This window comes from Streptosporangium sp. NPDC049046, assembly GCF_040649155.1.
Classification (GTDB): domain Bacteria; phylum Actinomycetota; class Actinomycetes; order Streptosporangiales; family Streptosporangiaceae; genus Streptosporangium.
This window is the reverse complement of record NZ_JBEZEZ010000031.1, coordinates 1-16477: the sequence shown is the minus strand read 5'-3', so window position 1 is coordinate 16477 and position 16477 is coordinate 1. Positions and strand designations below refer to the sequence as shown.

Sequence of the window (16477 nt, the reverse complement as noted above, 5' to 3'; positions counted from 1 at the left end):
AGTGGCACATGAACCAATGAACAATGATTCCGCCCCATCCACCGTCCTGTGGCTTCTGTTCTCGTAGTGTTACGAGTGTCCTCATGATGCCCTTGGGACACGACGGAACGGGAAGCGGGGGAACCGTCTCCTGCGAGTTCTCCGAACGCTGGAGATCGTCGAGACGCTGCCCCGACCCACTGGGAAGACCCTCAAGCGGAGCCGGAGCGGTCGTCGGCGACGGGCCGCGACCGGGGAGCACGGGAGTTTCGAGCCGGTCTGAACCAGGCCGGGCCGGGAGCCGAATCGAGCCGGGTCGAGAGCCGATCCGGGCCGAGCCGGGAGCTGATCCGGGCCGGGTTGAGAGCCAGGTCGGACCGGAGCCGGGGGTCAGTGGGAGTCGGACCACTTCTCGTGGGCGGTCCACAACCGCTGCCAGAGCTTGGCGCGTTCCAGGGGGGTGACGTCGGGCAGGTGCAGGCCGAAGACGTCGGCGAGGATCTGGAAGTAGTCGCGTTCGGTCCGCGCGGTCAGGGAGTGCTCACGGTCGCCGCGACGGCTCAGGATCAGCCCCCGCATGACGTCGACACCGCCGGCGTCGCGCCGCTGGATCGTGGCCACGCGGACGAAACCCGAATCGGGCGAGGTGGAGAGAAACTCGTGCATCGCGGCGAACTCCCGCATCTCGGCGGGCACGCCGCAGAAGTCCATGCCGAGGAAGTCGCCGCGCGGGTCGTGGTCGAACCGCCACCCGCCGGGCTCCACCTCGGAGGGACGCAGGCCGTAGGTGAAGGGCCCCTGCCGGTATGTGCCCTCGACGAGCGGGAGCGGGTCGTGGAGCGCGTCGCCCAGGCCCTGGTCGACGAGCCACCTCCCTTGAGGATTGTCCGGGGTCGGCAGTCCGGAGACCGTGAGCACGAGGTGGCCGCCGTCCACGTTCGCCGGGCCTTGGGCACGGCCCTGCACCCCGCCGCGATGCCGGGTCACCCGGTAGCCGAGCGCCTTCAGCAACTCGGAGAAGGCCCCGTTCAGGTGGTAGCAGTAGCCGCCACGGCCCCGGACGATCCGCGCCGCCGACTCCACCGGGTCGACGGTCGTCGGACGGCCCAGCCAGATCTCCATGCACTCGTACGGCACGCGCTCGACGTGTGCCCGGTGCAGCAGATGCAGTGACTCCACGCTCGGAGGTCCGTCGACCTTCACGCCGATCCTGCGGAGGTACGCGGTGACATCGATCACCCTGTCACGTTAACGCCCAGGTGAGCGCGTACCTAGCCTTGGACATGCGCTTTCTCGGGAATGAGCGGTGCGCGCCCGGATTATCCGGTTGAGACCGCCCCGGGTACGCCGGTAGCCTGACCGTCCCCGCGAGTGTGAGGAGGTGAGGAGCACATGTTCGCCGTTTCGGTCACGCGCTCCCGCCTCGGGCGACAGGCCGCCTGAGACCGGGAAGCGCACCTGCTTTCTGGAGTTTCGCTTGTCCGAGCCATATCTGTCCGACCTGTCCACCTCCGACCTCTCCGATCTGCGGTTCCGTCCGCTCGAAGCGGGCGAGTTCGACCTGTTCCACCGCTACGGCCCGCTCCCGGCCTCCGGCGTCGGCGCCCGCCACCTGCCCTTCAAGAAGCTCGACTACCGGCCCGGATGGGTCTGGGTCGCACTGCGGGGCGACGAGGTGGTCGCCAGAGCCGCCTTCTGGGGTCCGCCGGGCTCTGAGCACCCCTACAGCCTCGACTGGTTCGACCCCGGCTCCGGCCCGCGCCGGATCGAGGTGGGAGCGGCCCTGCTGCGAGCCGCGTACGCGACCCTGGTCACGCCCGGGTACGCCACACCGTCCGGGGCGCGACCCGACTACCACCTGTTCCTGCCCGCCGACTGGCACGAGCGCCCCGACGCGTTCGCGGACGCCTCCGACCGGATCGCCGCCGCGGAGACGGCCGGACTGCGGCGGTCCGTCGAGCGGCTCAACCTGCACTGGCTCCCCGAGTACGGTCTGCCGCCCAGGTCGGCCCGGCTCACCTTCGCCCCGGCCGACGACGACGAGGTGGTGGTGAACCTGCTGGCCCGTGTCGCCGAGGGCAGCCTCGACGACTGGGACCGGCGCAACCTCGCCGAGCGGGGTGCGAGGGCGACGGCCGAGAGGACCGTGGCCGAGGTCGCCGACATGCCGGGAGGGCGCCGGAGGTGGCGGCTCGCCCGCGACGCGTCAGGAGAGCTCGTCGGCATCGTGATGGCGACGCGCAACTCCAGGAACGCCACGATCGGCTACCTCGGGGTCGACCCGGCCCACCGAGGCCGCGGTTACGCGGACGACCTCGTTGCCGAGGCGCTGCACAACTTCGTCGCGGAGGGCGAGCCCGAGGTGAAGGACAACACCGACGTGGGCAACGCGCCCATGGCGGCCTCGTTCGCCAGGATCGGCTACCGGATCACCGGTCGTCGCCTGATCCTCGCCTGATTCCGGCCTCCCCCGGATCCGTGGGATCTTCGCACGCGCGGAAGGCCCTGCGGACCCGTTCGGGAGGGCCGCACTCGCCGACGGGACCTCGTACGCGAGGCCCCCGTCGGCGGGTCGGCCGGTCGCCGGGTGCGCAGAACCTTCACAATTCACCACAGGTCTTCTGCACGGCTCAGGTCTACGCTGCCGAGCATGGCAACCCCTCAGCAACGCCGTGTCCTCGTGGTCGAGGACGACGAGACGATCGCGCGGGCCGTACGCCACAGGCTGGCCGCCGAGGGCTTCGACGTGCAGGTCGTCGGGGACGGGCAGACCGCGCTCGCCGCCTACGCGAAGACGGGACCCGACGTGGTGGTGCTCGACCGGCTGCTGCCCGGCCTCGACGGGCTGGAGGTGTGCAGGAGGATGCAGGCCGCGAGGCCGGTACCGGTGCTCATGCTCACCGCGCTGGGAGAGGAGACCGACCTTCTCGTGGGGCTCGGGGTAGGGGCCGACGACTACATGGCCAAGCCGTTCAGCATGCGCGAGCTGGTCGCCCGGGTGCACGCCCTGCTGCGCCGGGTCGAGCGGGCCTCCCAGCTGGCCGTGGCCGACACGGTCATCCGCCTCGCCGACATCGAGATCGACACCGCCGAGCGCCGCGTCTACGTGCGGGGCACCGAGGCCCAGCTGACCAGGACCGAGTTCGACCTGCTCTGCCGCCTCGCCGAGCGCCCCGGCCAGGTCTTCGAGCGGGAACGGCTGCTCGCCGACATCTGGGGCTTCTCCGAGGCCGCGGCCACCCGTACGGTCGACAGCCACGTGCGGGCCCTGCGCCGCAAGCTCGGCCCCGGAGTCGTCCGTACCGTCCACGGCGTCGGTTACGCCCTCGTCAAACCGTGAACGGCCCTCCCGGTCCGCCGATCGCCGTTCACGGTCCGACAGGGGCGCCCGGCCGCGACCGCGGTTCTCCGTGGTGCCACGGACCCACGCTCGACGGTGCCACGGACTCACGTTCGTGTACGGCCGCTAACGCTGGTTTCCGTGCGCCTCCGAAACGGCGCTCGCGCCCGGAGGAGAACCGATCGCCCTCTCCGTCACTCAGACACTCATGTGCCCTTCCACTCCAACACCGGGACGCGCCGACCATTGAGACCTCTCGACTTCCTGGGCCGGATCAAGGTAAAGCTCGGAATGGTGATCCTGCTGGCCGTGGTGACGGCGTTCGTCGTCAACGAGGTCGGCATCAACGCCGGCTACTCGCGCGACGTGCGCGTCGCGGTGGCCGTGGTGTTCGCGTTGATCATGGTGCAGCTGCTCGGGCGGGGCATGACCAAGCCGCTGCGCGAGATGGCCGCCGCCGCGCAGACCATCGCGAAGGGCCGGTACGGCCTGCGGGTCACCGCGTCCTCCCGCGACGAGGTCGGCGAGCTCGCCCGTGCCTTCAACGCGATGGCCGCCGACCTGGGGGAGGTGGACCGGCAGCGGCGTGAGCTGGTAGCCAACGTCAGCCATGAACTCCGTACGCCGATCACCGCGCTCCGTGCGGTGCTGGAGAACGTGGTCGACGGGGTCTCGGAGCCCGACCCCGTCACCCTCGGCACCGCGCTCGCCCAGACCGAGCGGCTGGGCCGTCTGGTCGCGCAACTGCTCGACCTGTCCCGTCTGGAGTCCGGGGCACGGCTCATCGAGCGCGAGGACGTCGAGCTGCGTCCGCTGTGCGAGCAGGCCCTGCGGGAGGCCGTACTCGCGAGGGAGGGGGTGGTGGCGCGCTGCGAGGTCCCCGAGGGCCTGAGCCTGCGCGCCGATCCCGACCTGCTCGCGCAGGTCCTCGCCAACCTGCTGGACAACGCGGTGCGCCACAGTCCCGCGGGCGGGGCGGTGGTGCTGGCGGCCACGGCCAGGGGAGAGGGAGTCCGGCTGAGAGTGAGCGACCAGGGGCTGGGAATCGCGGTCGAGGACCGGGCACGGGCGTTCGAGCGCTTCTCCCGCCTGGACGCGGGCCGGGCCGCCGACGACGGCGGCGCCGGGCTGGGCCTCGCCATCACCAAGGAGATCGTCGAACTCCACGGCGGCTCCATCCACGTCGACGACGGTGTCGGCTGCCACATCGTGGCCGACCTTCCGGAAAGGATCAAGATGAACCCCCCGTCCCTCCCCGGCAAGGACCCCCTCCCCTCGGGGGAGGACGCCGCCGCCCGGGGCGAGAAGCCTTCGAGCGAGGCTCCCGCGGAGCCCGCAGAGCCTGCAGAGCCCGCGGAACCTGCGGCTCTCGCGGCCTCCGCGCCGCCGATCCCGTCCGAGGCTGGTACGGCGTCGGTCCCGTCCGAGACCTCCACGCCGTCGCTTCCGTCCACGGCCGGTACGCCGCCGGTCCCGCTCGTGACCGCCACGTCGTCCGTCCCGCTCGTGGCGGGGCTGTCGTCCGGACGTCGCGAGGTCGTCGAGGTCGCCGCAGTCACTGGGGTCACCGGGACTCCCGTGTCCGACGAACCGGTGGAAGCCGGTCGCGCGTCCGGGGCCGATCAGGGTTCCGTGGCCGTCGAATCCAGGGAGCCGGTCGAACCGGCGGAGAGCGGTCGCACGCCCGAAGTCTCTGAGACGGTTGCGGCCGGACAGGTGCCCGCTTCTCCGGGGCCGGGGCCGAGGTCGGGGTCGTCGGGGTCGGGGTCGGGGTCGGGGTCGGGACCGGCGCCTGCCGCCCTCGCCCCCGGAGCCGCCGCCCTGCCTCCTCCCGTACGACCCTCCCCGCAGCCGTACCCTCCACGACCCGTGCTCGCCAGGGACGGGAGCGCACGTCAGCAGCCGGTCGTGATGCGGAACTGGCCGGGAGCGTTCTCCGGGGTCTTCCTCGGCGGCATCGCGGGGCTGGTGTGCGGGGTGATCGTGGGCATCGCGCTCGCGACCGTCGACGCCTTGCTCGCCGCTTTCGCGGGATCCGTCCTCTTCGCCATCGGCGCGTTCATCGGCACGGTCATCGGCGCCACCACACCCACCAGCGATTTCCTGGCCTCCGTCGAACCGCTCCCGCACCGGCCTTCGGGACGGGAACCCGCCACGCGACGCGTCACCGCAGGGGGCACAGGGGCTCCCCGGCGGGAAGGTGAGGCGCGGGCGGCGGGAGTCAGGGAAGGGGCGACGGGTTCATCGGCGGGCTCCCGGCCGGGCGGGGGGAGCGGTCCCAGGACTCCCGGAGAGTACAACGGTCCCGGAGCTCCGGGAGGGCACAACGGTCCTGGGGTTCCCGGAGGCTACGACGGTCCCGGAGCTCCGGGAGGGTACAAGGCGCCGCCGGTCTTCCCCCGCCCCGAGCTGCCGGACACACCCCGCTGGGTGCTGCCGGTGTCCGCCGCCGTCGGGCTGCTCGCCGCGGTCGCGGTGCCGTACAGCAGGGCCGGGCTGGGGCTCGTACTGGTGGCCGCGGCGATGGGGGCGGCGACGATCCCCGCGGTGCGCAGGAGGATCACCCCGTGGTCGGCGGGGATGGGGGCGGTCGCCTACGGGCTGGTCGCGACGGTGATGTTCAGGGACGCGGACTGGCTGGTCGGCATCCTTCTGCTGGCCGGATTCCTGACGGCCGCGCTCGCTCTGTCGGGGGCCGGGCGCGGCTGGCTCGGGGTGATCAGGGGCGGCGCGTCGGTGATCCTGGGCCTGCTGCCGGTGCCGTGGTTCCTCGGGGCGAGGCTGAAGGGCCTCGCGTCCCGTCGCCGGGTGATGCCCCTGCTGCTGGGGGGCGGGCTGACCGTCGTGCTGCTGGCGGTGTTCGGGGCGCTGTTCGTCTCGGCGGACGCGGTCTTCGCCGAGGCCGTCGAGCGGGTGTTCAGCGCGCAGGAGTGGGCGGAGTCGCTGCCGCTGAGGATCTTCCTCTTCGTCGTCTTCGCGTGCGTGGTCGCCTCCGCCGTGCTGGTCGGGCTGCGGCCCGTGGCCGAGCCGAAGGCCCCCGACTTGAAGGTCACGGTGGGCCGCGGTCTCTGGGTGACCCCGCTGACGGCGCTGAACCTGCTGTTCGCCACGTTCGTGGGGATGCAGCTCACCGTGCTGTTCGGCTCCACCCGGTGGGTGGTCTCCGCCACGGGGTTGACCTACGCGGAGTACGCGCGTTCGGGGTTCTTCCAGCTCGTCGTCGTCAGCGTGTTCGTGCTGGCGATCGTCGCGGTCGCCTCGGGGACGCTGGATCTCAAGGGCTCCGACCGCTGGCTGATGGCCGGGCTGCTCGGTGTGCTGTGCGTGCTCACCCTGGTGATCCTGTTCTCCGCGCTGCACCGCCTGGACCTGTACGCGGACGCCTACGGGCTCTCCCGGCTGCGGGCCTCGGTGTCGGCGACGGTGCTGTGGCTGGGCGGGGTCTTCGCGCTGGTCCTCGCCGCGGGCGCGGCCCGGCTCACCGGGCGCGGGCACGCGCGCTGGCTGCCCAGGACCCTGGTGCTGATGACGAGCGTCTCTCTGCTGGCGTTCGCGGTGTGGAACCCCGACCTGCGGGTCGCGGAGACCCAGATCGCCGTACGGGGCGTGGACCGGATCGACCTCGAATACCTGGGCGACCTCGGCGCGGAGGCCGTCCCCGCCCTGGACCGGCTGCCCGAGCCGTCCCGCAGCTGCGTCCTGCGGGACGTGGTCGCGGCCAACGACCTCGCCGGACCCGATTCGTGGAACGGCTGGAACCTGGCCCGCCGCGAGGCGAGGGACCTGCTGGCTCAGCGGCCGGTGCTCAGCACGGTTTCCTGCCCGCAGACGATCTCCCGCCTGGAGATCCCCGACCAGGACTGAGTGGTTTCGAGAGGTGTTATTCGCCGATCGATCCTTTTGCCTGGATGACGCGGGTGGGCTGGATGGGTGGCCCCGCCCGCGTCTTCGAGTCCCGCGTTTCACCCTTGCGGCGGCACGGCGGCCCCGGGACCGGGGAAGGGATGGGGCCGCCGTGCCTGTTCGTCAGAAGTGGCCGATGGTGACCGAGCTGGAGGTGAGGGCCCAGCGGTGCAGGACGGCCGTTTCGGCCTCGTGCATCTGGGTTTTCAGCCCCTCCAGGGTTCGGTCGCAGATGATCAGCGGCTCCGGGGTGGGCCAGGTGGCGATGGCGTGGAAGAGGCGGCTGCCGGTGCCGTAGAGCACCGACCAGCCTGGGCGGGTGGCCTGCAGCATCGCGGCCTCGGCGCGGGCCTCGTGATCCCAGGTGTAGCGCGGGACCGCGATGAGGGCCTGGCCGTCGCGGTGGCGGCCTCGGGCGGCGGACAGGCAGCGGCGGATCATGAGATCACCTGTCCGGCCTGTGCCTCCCGTGCGATGGTTTCCTGCCGGTCGGTCTCGGCCCGCAGGGCTTCCAGGTTGTCGGCGTCGACGGTCCGCTCGGCGCCGGCGTGGAATGCGATCGAGGGGAAGGGCTCCTCCCGGCTGGCCCACAGCCGCCCGGCATCACTGAGAATCAACCGCCAGCCGGGGATGGTGGGCTCGGGGCCGGTGGATTTACCATCGTTCATCGATTGGACCTCCATCCAATCAAGGGCTCGTCCGGACGTTTCCAGCGGTGGACGGGCCCGTTTTATGTGGTGGACAGGGCATGGAAGGGTGCGCCGTACGGGCAAGGCGGCCGGTACGGCGGCAAGGCGAGTGCTGCGCGATTCAGTACCCGGTGGTCTTTCGCTGTCTGCGGGAAAACCGTACCTCTGGTGTACTACCCCCGTCTAGCCTCTGGGGTAGCTATCAGGTGTTTAGGGGGGTCGCATAGGCTCGTCGGATGATCGACAGAGAGGGGCCGGTGCCGCCTTATAGGCAGATTGCCGGGATTTTGCGCCAGCGCATCGCCTCGGGACAGATCCCGCCAGGCCGCCGGATCCCGAGTCTCGTCGAGTTGGAAGCGGAGTTCGCGGTCGCTCGCGACACTTTGCGCAAGGCGGTCCAGGTCCTCAAGGACGAAGGGCTCGTAGAGACCGTGCGTGGAATGGGCGTATACGTCAAGACCTCATCCAGCGCGGAATAAGCCCTCGGTCACACCGGACGCCGCATATAGGGGCGCGAAATCTTACGGGCCGCTGGCGCCGAACTCACTGCAAGGAACTTCATGGCGGCCATGGAGCGAGATCTTGAAGTCGCCGCAGGAGAGATCGGGGAGATCTTTTGACTGGGGACGCCTATGCACTCCTGCCGATCGCCGAGCAGGCGGTCACTATCGCCAGTGAGATCGTGAAGACTCGCCTCCCCGGAGCCGTCACCGCCAAGGGCGACCGAGACATGGCCACCGAGGTGGACTACGCCGTGGAGTATGCGGTTCGTGACTTCCTGAGCCGTGAGACACCCGAGATCGGGTTTCTCGGTGAAGAGGAAGGGGCCATAGGGGATGCCGCAAACGGCCTGCTGTGGGTGCTCGATCCGGTCGACGGAACCGTCAACTTCCTGCATGGTATTCCGTTGTGTGGTGTATCCCTTGGACTGGTCAACCAGGACATGCCGACTCTCGGCGTGATCGATCTGCCGTTCCTCGACTCCCGCTACAGCGCGGCGGAGGGCCATGGGGCACAGGCCAACGGACGGGCGATCCGCGCGAGTGAGACCGGGAACCTGCACGCCGCCGTGGTCGCCGTCGGCGACTACGCGGTAGGCGGTGACGCGAAGGCAGAAAACTGGCTTCGCCTTGCAGTCACCCGTGAACTCGCCGCCCGTGTGCAACGCGTCCGGATGTTCGGATCGGCCGCGATTGACCTCGCCTGGGTGGCAGAAGGCAGGGTCGATGCCAGCATCATGCTCAGCAACAAGCCCTGGGACACAGCCGCAGGAGTACTCATCGCCCGCGAAGCCGGAGCCACCGTTGTTGATCTGGACGGCAGCCCGCACACCATGAACGCCGAAGCCACCATCGCGGCGGGTCCCAAAATCCTTACTGATCTCATCGAACTCATCGCAGAGGCACGCGAAACGAAGTTCTCTCCTGAGGAGCGTTCCTGACCTCGTGAATTCACCGGCCACCGGGTGATCGTTACCTAGTAGTACTTCGTTAGGTTGGCTCGGGTTGAGCTTCCCCCCGTAGGGGCGATGAGGACCCTGCCCGGGCGGGTTGTCACCGTGGCGCAGCGGTTGTGACCCCTCGTAGAGGCGATGAGGACGAGCTTGCTGTAGAGGCGGGAGCCGATCGTGTGCGCGTTGAGACCCCTCGCAGGGGCGATGAGGACGGCCGACATCCTCGGCGGCGCGCTACGCGGATCCCTGTTGAGACCCCTCGCAGGGGCGATGAGGACCCTCGCGGGGCGGGTGAGCTGCTTGCAGGTCCTCGTACACGCACAAGCGTGGCAGGAGGCCGAGCCGGTCCTCGTGGAAGTGATGGCACAGGCGAGTGAGATCGCCTCGGCGCGTACGGTCAACCTGCTGCTCCGCGTCGCCAACCGCATCGAACTCGCCGGAACGGGGCCGACGTCAACGCTGGCGGACTCGGCCCAGGACCTGCGCCGCCTGCTGACCTGCGCGTGAGGCTCACAGGTGGAGGCCTGCGCGTGACGGCGTCCGCATCGGCACTGGGTTAGCGGTGCACTGATCGACGAGATCCTCGCGCCTCGCTACCACCAGCCCGGATGGCGCTCCGCCGGACTCCGGCCGCACGATGTTCAGCTCTGGGTTGTCTTGCGATGTTCCTCAATCGCCGGACGGATCGGATCGCGCACGGGTGGCGGAGATCCCGACTGCGCCTGGGCGTCTGGTTGCAAGGCGGCGGGCTCGGTTGCCGGACCCGTCGGTGATGAGGTGGCGAGATGATCGTGCAGCGTGGCATGGCGGAACTGGTAGATCGGCCCAACGGCGCGCAGCAGCCCCAGCCTGTGGGCATCATCGAGGAAATTCATGATCCGCCAGGGAAGCTGCCGGGTGAGGGCGAGGCGACCGGTCACGATGGTGCAGGCCAGCCATGCGTGATGGCTTCCGGATATAAGCCCCGCGAGGCCGCCCAGGAGGCCGAAAGTGAGCCCGAAAGTTCCCCATAAAAGAAGCCAGAACCAGAAATCGGACTCGACAAAGTCCCAGATTGCGAGCCCGATAACGATGGAGCCCGGGAGCCCGCCGGCGAGCCCGAACAGAAGCGTTCGCAGAAGAGTAAGGGTCCTGTCGGATCGCCAACTGGAGGTGGGAGTACTGAATGACGTGGGAGCGGGTTGCTCGGCCCAAATCATGAGCCCCCTCGCAAGCCCGAGTACGATCCCGCACGGAAGCCCGACCCTGAACCCGGCTGAGACCCCGCCCGAAAGCGCGATCTCGAGCGCGAACCTGAGCACAAAGAGTTCGTCCCCCTCCTCCGCAACCCTGATCGCGAGCAGGAGAGTGATGGGGAACATGGTCCCGAGCCCGACCAAGAATCCGAACACGAACCCGACCAAGAGGCCGAACGGGAGCTTAAGACTGACAGCCCGTAGGAGAAGGAACACGCGGCCGCGGCGACGGAGGTCGGCATGACCAGGAATGTTGCTGGGCCAAGCGTTGGTGGAGAGCCAGCTGAGAATCGCGGTCACGAGTCCGCCCAGGAGCAGTCCGCTCAGCGGAGCATCGAAACTGCCTAGAGGCCCTTCCAAAACTATGATCATGGGAAAGGCCAGGAGCCCGCCCACGAGTCCGCCTATGACTCCGCCCGCGAGTCCGAAGGTACGTTTGACCAACTGGTTGGCGTTTGGGGTCGTGCCGGCGATGCGCCACCAGGCGATGTCACGGGTGGTGGCGGGCGGGAAGCAGCGGGCCAGGTAGGTCAGGTAGCGGCGGGTGGTGGCCGGGTCGAGTTGGTGGCGGGGCAGGAAGTGGTCGCCGGACTCGGTGCTGGGCGGACGGGTTTTGATGAGGGAGGGGATCAGCTCGTCAAGCAGGTGGACGCGCAGCGTGGTGGTGGTGTTGCCGAGGGGGCCGGTCAGGGGTGTCGGGTCGGTGCCGGAATCGGCGTAGACGGCTCGGATGAGCCAGAGGCCGTAAGGGGTGGCGGTCATCTCGGTCAACCCGGCGAGGGCACGGGTTTCTATCGCGGTCAGAACGTTGCGCCAGGCGTTGGATGGGATGGCGGGCAGGCAGGCACGCAGGTAGGCGGCGCTGGTCTGTGGGCTCAGTTGGACCGGGGTGATGACGGCGGCAGCGTTGAGGGGGCGGCCGGCTGTGGTCACGGCGGTGGCGAACTCGGTGGTCCGGCTGGTCAGAATGAGCTGATCGCCAGTGGCCAGGGAGGCGTTCAGCGCGGTGATGACGGTAGCCCGGGCCTGCTCGCCGATCTCATCCAGGCCGTCCAGAATCGGCAGGATGTACCCCCTCGTGACCAGCGCAGTGGCGACATCAGGGCCGAGTTGGGGGGCTTTCAGCGCGGGGTAGTCCTGGACTAGGCGATCGGCCAGCCATTGCTGCAGGCGGGGGTGAGCGTGCGGGTTCCATCCGGAGACCGGCAGTAGCACGGGGACCGGGACGATCTCGCTGCCATCGGCGAGCTGGTGACCGGTGCGGGTGGCGAGCAGGTGCAGCAGCAGTTGTATGGCCAGGGTGGTCTTGCCCATGCCCGGCCCGCCGGTGATGACTAGTCGGCGGTGGGTGAGGTTTTGAAAATCGCGGGCGAGGGCGGCGATATCACCACTGTGGCCGGTGAAGGTGAAGTCTGTCTGGGCGGTGATGAGCCGGGGATGGCTCATCACCGTCTCGTTGCTGCTGAACTGCCAGGACACTGCGATCGGCTCGGGGTCGTCCAGCGACCGATGGCGGGCTTCGGCTTGCCACTGCTGCCTGACTAATTCGGCCAATGTGTCGGCGGCTGCCGCCGCATCAGCCTGGCTGAGTGGGCCGGCGGAAAGGCGAGGGCGTCGAGCCCAGGTCACCACGGTGGCGATGGCCACTGAGGCGGCGATCGCGACCGCAGCCAAGTCGGCCCAGTTGATTTTGTCGTCGGGATCCAGCCTTCGCCACACGACGAACACAATCGCGCTCAACAGGGCGATGGCCATAGCAGCCATGATCTGTGGACGAATCGGCGTTCCGTTCACCCTGACATCATTGCGGTCACTTGCCGGTCGAGCCAAGGGGACGAGCGTTATGTCACTTGAACTGCATGGATAGGGTGCCAGCACGATCTCGGCGAAGCGGTGTTGCGGAAGGCATGATTACTTTGGCCTATCCGTCGGGTGCGAAGTGCACGCGGCGCAGGTAGTTCTGCACGATCTCGGTGAAGACTCGTTGGTTGTTGCGGACGACGACCAATTCGCGAGCTGAGTCGTCGCCGACGTGCTCGGCGTAGTCGTAAAGGACTTCGGCGCCGTCGGTGAAAAGTCGGCGGCTGGCCAGGGCGTGTTCCAGGCCGAGTTCCCGCTGCAATGCGTCGATTGCCGGCCGGATGCGCTGCAGTGGTACGCCGGCCTGCCGGAACGCCGCCAGGGCATAGCCCTCGGCCAGGCCGATGAACGGCACGGATGCTTCGTTCGGCCGCTCTGCCGGGATGGCGGTGATGACTGGCTTGGCGCGGACCGCACAGCCGTCGCGCTGACGGCGTTGGTAACCGAAGGCTCAACTGGTGAAGGTAGAGGCGGGGATCGCGAGGTAGCCGGCGGCTTCGGCGATACCGTACAACGGCGTGGTGAACCGATCGATGGCCATGCTCACCTCCAGGATCACGTCGTTGAGCCTCTCCATGATGCCTCATGGTGTGGCGTCATAGGCGGCGCATTCCTGCGTCAACCAGGTATGTCCTCTTTGTTCGACAACCGGGCCCAGCACAAGGTCATCGGCCCGTGATCTTCTCGTCATCGTGCGAAGAACGAGCCGTTGCGGTTCACCCAATTGCCCAGCGTGCTGCCGTTGATGTCGAACTCCCGCGCCACAGACGCGACCGTCCGACCGCCCTCCAGCACCATGCGGATGGCTTCTTCCTTGAACTCCGGCGAGAACCGCCTGCGACGCCTCGTCACATACCTGCCTCTTCCAGACTTTTGTCAGCTTACGGAGCGGATTATCTGGAATCTGCTGGGCACCCCACGGCAAAGGCAGCGAAGACGGCCTGCAGGTCAGGCTTTGTCAAGGGCGGACGGCGGCCTCGCTCACTTCGTCTCCGCGCCTTCCGGATCGCCGGCGAGCGTGCGCGCGGCCGCCGCGTCATCCTCGCTCCAGCCCCAGTGGCCGTCGCGTTCCTCGGCCTGCTCGTCGATCCACCGGTTGTGGGCCTCCCACGCGGCCTGCTTGCTGGTCCCCAGCGCGGCACCGATCTGCGACCACGAGGCGCCCGCCCGGCGGGCGGAGCGTACGGAGAGCTGACGTCCGTAGCCCGCCTTCCGTGCGATCACCTCACCCAGCGCGAGAAGCTCCAGCGCCTCACCCCTGGTCAGGGGCTCGGCGCCGGGGTCGAGCGGCGCGAGTTCGGCGTCGTCCTCGTCGGCCGGTGCGGTCAGTGCCTCACGGGTGCGTAGCGCGTCGTAGCGCGCGGTCGCGGCCAATAGCGTGAACTGACGTTCAAGATCCTCTGGAGTCGCCATGGGTCGAGTATTTCGTCATGCTGTCTTGACGTCAAGGAGGCTTGACGTCAAGACAGCATGACGTTAGTTGGCGGCCCTCTTGGGGGCCATGTGAGAGGGCCGTCGTGCCCGTTCATCAGAAGTGGCCGATGCTGGCTGAACTGGAGGTGAGGGCCCAGCGGTGGAGCGTGGTCCTCTCGGCCTCGCGCATCTGGGCCCTCAGCCCTTCGGCGGTCCGGTCGCAGATGATCAGCGGCTCGGGGACGGGCCAGGTGGCGATGGCGTGGAAGAGACGACTGCTGGTGCCGTACAGCACGGCCCAGCCCGGCTGGGTGATCTCCAGCATCGCGGCTTGAGCGCGGGCTTCGTGGTCCCAGGTGTAGTGCGGGACCGCGATGACGGCCTGGCCGTCGCGGTGGCGGCCTCGGGCGGCGGACAGGCAGCGGCGGATCATGAGATCACCTGCCCGGCCTGTGCCTCCCGCGCGATGGTTTCCTGCCGTTCGGTCTCGGCCCGCAGGGCTTCCAGATTGTCGGCGTCGACGGTCCGCTCGGCGCCGGCGTGGAATGCGGCCGACGGGAAGGGCTCCTCCCGGCTGGCCCATAGCCGCCCGGCATCACTGAGAATCAACCGCCAGCCGGGGATGGTGGATACAGGGTGGGTGGATTTGGCATCGTTCACTGATTGGACCTCCATCCGATAACGGGCTCGTCCGATCGTTCGCAGTGATGGACGAGCCCGTTTCATGAGGTGGGCAAAGACACGGAGGGGATGCCGTACGGGCTGGATGGCCAGTACGAAGGCGGGGTGACCGCTGAGCGCTTTCGGGTCCCGCCTGTTTGAATTCTCTGTCCATCACACGCGGTAAACCTGTGCATCGGTAGGTGGTGCTGGGGGAAAATAAAGGGATCGACGTTTCCCCTCGGCCCGAGGTGCGTGATGAAAAAGCTTCCAGTATGGGCTGTTCGACTCCGCGAAGAGCGGTGTGCTCGGCTTTGGTCGCAAAAGGAGATGGCCAAGCGCCTGGCCGAAGCGGCTGACGAGTGGACCCGCGAGCGCCTCCCGACCAGGGAGTCGCTGGTGCGATCGATCAAGGGATGGGAAGCGGGGAAACACCGGCCCAGGGAGCCTTATCTCACGCTGTACTGCCGGGTGTTTGGTTTCAGGGAAACCGAATTGTTCGAGGAGAACGTCCATATTCGTCCAGACGCATCGGCATCACTGGGCATCGAGGCGCTTGATTCATTTGTCGTAGACGGCCGACCGGCCGACGCGGAGTATGTGATGACGCTCCGGACTACCGGGCAGGCGCTTGTCGCGTTGGACACCGCGTACGGGGGAAACGAGATCTTCCCCCTCGCAGTGCGGGTCTTCCGAACTGCCAGTGCCAAACTCGCCGCAGGAAACTTCACCGCGACCGTCGAGCGAGACCTCGAAGCCGCTGCCGGAGAGGCCGGGGAGATCGCCGCATGGCAGGCCCATGACGCCGATCGGCAGGACGTCTCACGTCAGATCATCCACGAGGCGATGATGCTCTCCCGTCTCGCAGGAGATCGCAGTATGGAGCTGCTGGAGCTGGCTCACCTCTCGATGCTGTCCCAGTTTCAGCGTCGCCCGCACGAGACGTTGCGGATCGCCGACGACGTGCTCGCCGGTGGCGACCTCCCTCCTCGTGTCGAAGCGATATTCCAGGTACGGCGAGGTCGGGCGCTCGCCGCACTGGGTGACGGGACACGGGGGTTCGAAGCGCTCCATCGAGCACGGTCCGCGCTCACCGAGAGCATCGGCACTCGCGATCCGTACTGGTCGTGGTGGATGGACGAGGCCGAGTTGGCCGGGCATCAGGGGATGGCCTACGCGGAGCTGGGCGAGTGGGGCAAGGCTGTCACCCCGCTTACGGAGGCTTACGAGCATCACCTGACGCGGGGACGTTCTCGCTATAACTGCGGGGCCCAACTGCTCAACGGCCTCGTACACGCACAAGCGTGGCAGGAGGCCGAGCCGGTCATCGTGGAGGTGATGGCACAGGCGAGCGAGATCGCCTCGGCACGTACGGTCAACCTGCTGCTCCGTGTCGCCGACCGCATCGAGCTCGCCGGAACGGGGCCGACGTCAACGCTGACGGACTCGGCCCAGGACCTGCGCCGCGTGCTGACCTGCGCGTGAGGCTCACGAGTGGCGGCCCGCGTGGCACCCCTGCTGTTCCAGCTCGAAGAGGTGCTGTGCCTGCTATGGGATATTTGCCCCCTAGTGCACTATTGGCAGTAAATTCACACCTAAGGTGACCGCAGGTCTGATTCGGTGAATTTGGGTGGGGAAATATTCCTTAATGGGGAGCTAATTGCGGCCGGTGGACGTTATTGATGTCAAGGTCGCCAGTTCTTCCGGAGGGGAAGTGTCATTGGAGAGCATCGTGGCCATCTGCAGTGTCGCCGTAGCCGTGGTGGCTGTCGGCTTCGCGGCCCAGCAGACGCGTGCCGCGACGAAGCAGGTGCAGATCGGTAACGCCATCGCCGGGGCGTCCACCACGGACAGTGAGCTGATTCCAACCTGGTGTCGCAGGTCGTGAGCTTGCTGTGGGTTGCTGGGTTCGGCCCTGACGTAGAGAAGCCCCTGGTATAAGGGT

17 protein-coding genes and 1 pseudogene are annotated in these 16477 nt (G+C 68.2%); 8 read left to right on the top strand and 10 right to left on the bottom strand.

The annotated features are described in order from the left end of the window. Positions 1-369: 369 nt before the first annotated feature. On the bottom strand, positions 370-1218 hold the full coding sequence (locus AB0B96_RS33065; RefSeq protein WP_362905117.1) for an arylamine N-acetyltransferase: 849 nt from the start codon (positions 1216-1218) through the stop codon (positions 370-372). Between the two features lie 238 nt (positions 1219-1456). Between AB0B96_RS33065 and AB0B96_RS33060 the strand changes: the two genes are divergently transcribed. The 3 genes from AB0B96_RS33060 to AB0B96_RS33050 all read left to right on the top strand — a co-directional run bounded on the left by AB0B96_RS33060 (position 1457) and on the right by AB0B96_RS33050 (position 7183). After that, a complete protein-coding gene (locus tag AB0B96_RS33060; protein WP_362905115.1) occupies positions 1457-2437 on the top strand; it encodes a GNAT family N-acetyltransferase in 981 nt (326 codons plus the stop codon). A gap of 192 nt (positions 2438-2629) precedes the next feature. After that, positions 2630-3319, top strand: a complete 690-nt coding sequence (locus AB0B96_RS33055; protein WP_350946596.1) for a response regulator transcription factor — start codon at positions 2630-2632, stop codon at positions 3317-3319. A 291-nt stretch (positions 3320-3610) separates the two neighbouring features. Beyond that, positions 3611-7183: a DUF4153 domain-containing protein gene (locus AB0B96_RS33050; protein ID WP_362905113.1), complete on the top strand. Its 3573-nt coding sequence runs from the start codon at positions 3611-3613 to the stop codon at positions 7181-7183. 162 nt (positions 7184-7345) lie between these two features. On the opposite strand, the gene AB0B96_RS33045 is transcribed toward AB0B96_RS33050, so the two are convergent. Together AB0B96_RS33045 and AB0B96_RS33040 are read right to left on the bottom strand one after the other, a co-directional pair. After that, positions 7346-7663, bottom strand: coding sequence for a hypothetical protein (locus AB0B96_RS33045; RefSeq protein ID WP_362905111.1), 318 nt, complete (start codon positions 7661-7663; stop codon positions 7346-7348). Then, positions 7660-7890 carry a hypothetical protein gene (locus tag AB0B96_RS33040; protein WP_362905109.1) on the bottom strand — a complete coding sequence of 77 codons (231 nt, stop codon included), beginning with the start codon at positions 7888-7890 and terminating at the stop codon, positions 7660-7662. The genes AB0B96_RS33045 and AB0B96_RS33040 overlap by 4 nt, the downstream gene beginning before the upstream one ends. 257 nt (positions 7891-8147) lie before the next feature. On the opposite strand from AB0B96_RS33040, the gene AB0B96_RS33035 reads away from it, so the two are divergent. From AB0B96_RS33035 to AB0B96_RS33025, 3 genes are all read left to right on the top strand, one after another. After that, on the top strand, positions 8148-8390 hold the full coding sequence (locus AB0B96_RS33035; RefSeq protein WP_362905107.1) for a GntR family transcriptional regulator: 243 nt from the start codon (positions 8148-8150) through the stop codon (positions 8388-8390). 137 nt (positions 8391-8527) lie between these two features. Then, positions 8528-9352 carry an inositol monophosphatase family protein gene (locus AB0B96_RS33030; protein ID WP_362905105.1) on the top strand — a complete coding sequence of 275 codons (825 nt, stop codon included), beginning with the start codon at positions 8528-8530 and terminating at the stop codon, positions 9350-9352. 195 nt (positions 9353-9547) lie between these two features. Further along, the gene (locus AB0B96_RS33025; protein ID WP_362905103.1) at positions 9548-9871 is read left to right on the top strand and encodes a hypothetical protein; all 324 of its coding nucleotides are present in this window, start codon (positions 9548-9550) and stop codon (positions 9869-9871) included. A gap of 134 nt (positions 9872-10005) precedes the next feature. On the opposite strand, the gene AB0B96_RS33020 is transcribed toward AB0B96_RS33025, so the two are convergent. The 7 genes and pseudogenes from AB0B96_RS33020 to AB0B96_RS32990 form a co-directional block, all read right to left on the bottom strand. Next, entirely contained in the window at positions 10006-12354 is a 2349-nt protein-coding gene (locus AB0B96_RS33020; RefSeq protein ID WP_362905101.1) for an NACHT domain-containing protein, read from the bottom strand. A 166-nt stretch (positions 12355-12520) separates the two neighbouring features. Next, a pseudogene (locus tag AB0B96_RS33015) lies at positions 12521-12898 on the bottom strand (hypothetical protein); the annotation flags it as partial. 12 nt (positions 12899-12910) lie between these two features. Then, positions 12911-13036, bottom strand: a complete 126-nt coding sequence (locus AB0B96_RS33010; RefSeq protein WP_362905099.1) for a hypothetical protein — start codon at positions 13034-13036, stop codon at positions 12911-12913. Positions 13037-13146: 110 nt separating this feature from the next. Then, positions 13147-13311 (bottom strand): transposase, encoded by a 165-nt coding sequence (locus AB0B96_RS33005; protein WP_362905097.1) that lies wholly within the window; start codon positions 13309-13311, stop codon positions 13147-13149. 129 nt (positions 13312-13440) lie between these two features. Continuing rightward, positions 13441-13872, bottom strand: a complete 432-nt coding sequence (locus AB0B96_RS33000; protein WP_362905095.1) for a hypothetical protein — start codon at positions 13870-13872, stop codon at positions 13441-13443. A 115-nt stretch (positions 13873-13987) separates the two neighbouring features. Next, complete coding sequence (locus AB0B96_RS32995) at positions 13988-14305, bottom strand: hypothetical protein (protein WP_362905093.1); 318 nt, start codon at positions 14303-14305, stop codon at positions 13988-13990. Next, positions 14302-14532, bottom strand: coding sequence for a hypothetical protein (locus AB0B96_RS32990; protein ID WP_362905091.1), 231 nt, complete (start codon positions 14530-14532; stop codon positions 14302-14304). Before AB0B96_RS32990 ends, AB0B96_RS32995 begins: the two co-directional genes overlap by 4 nt. A gap of 330 nt (positions 14533-14862) precedes the next feature. Between AB0B96_RS32990 and AB0B96_RS32985 the strand changes: the two genes are divergently transcribed. Beyond that, the gene (locus AB0B96_RS32985) at positions 14863-16017 is read left to right on the top strand and encodes a hypothetical protein (protein WP_362905089.1); all 1155 of its coding nucleotides are present in this window, start codon (positions 14863-14865) and stop codon (positions 16015-16017) included. A gap of 247 nt (positions 16018-16264) precedes the next feature. After that, positions 16265-16420, top strand: a complete 156-nt coding sequence (locus AB0B96_RS32980; protein WP_362905087.1) for a hypothetical protein — start codon at positions 16265-16267, stop codon at positions 16418-16420. The last annotated feature ends 57 nt before the right edge of the window (positions 16421-16477 follow it).

Bases quoted from the DNA above. Each gene is read 5' to 3' on its own strand.
- AB0B96_RS33055 (WP_350946596.1), top strand. From the start codon at position 2,630: ATGGCAACCCCTCAGCAACGCCGTGTCCTCGTGGTCGAGGACGACGAG.
- AB0B96_RS33050 (WP_362905113.1), top strand. From the start codon at position 3,611: ATGGTGATCCTGCTGGCCGTGGTGACGGCGTTCGTCGTCAACGAGGTC.
- AB0B96_RS33045 (WP_362905111.1), bottom strand. From the start codon at position 7,663: ATGATCCGCCGCTGCCTGTCCGCCGCCCGAGGCCGCCACCGCGACGGC.
- AB0B96_RS33040 (WP_362905109.1), bottom strand. From the start codon at position 7,890: ATGAACGATGGTAAATCCACCGGCCCCGAGCCCACCATCCCCGGCTGG.
- AB0B96_RS33035 (WP_362905107.1), top strand. From the start codon at position 8,148: ATGATCGACAGAGAGGGGCCGGTGCCGCCTTATAGGCAGATTGCCGGG.
- AB0B96_RS33020 (WP_362905101.1), bottom strand. From the start codon at position 12,354: ATGGCCATCGCCCTGTTGAGCGCGATTGTGTTCGTCGTGTGGCGAAGG.
- AB0B96_RS33010 (WP_362905099.1), bottom strand. From the start codon at position 13,036: ATGGAGAGGCTCAACGACGTGATCCTGGAGGTGAGCATGGCCATCGAT.
- AB0B96_RS33000 (WP_362905095.1), bottom strand. From the start codon at position 13,872: ATGGCGACTCCAGAGGATCTTGAACGTCAGTTCACGCTATTGGCCGCG.
- AB0B96_RS32995 (WP_362905093.1), bottom strand. From the start codon at position 14,305: ATGATCCGCCGCTGCCTGTCCGCCGCCCGAGGCCGCCACCGCGACGGC.
- AB0B96_RS32985 (WP_362905089.1), top strand. From the start codon at position 14,863: ATGGCCAAGCGCCTGGCCGAAGCGGCTGACGAGTGGACCCGCGAGCGC.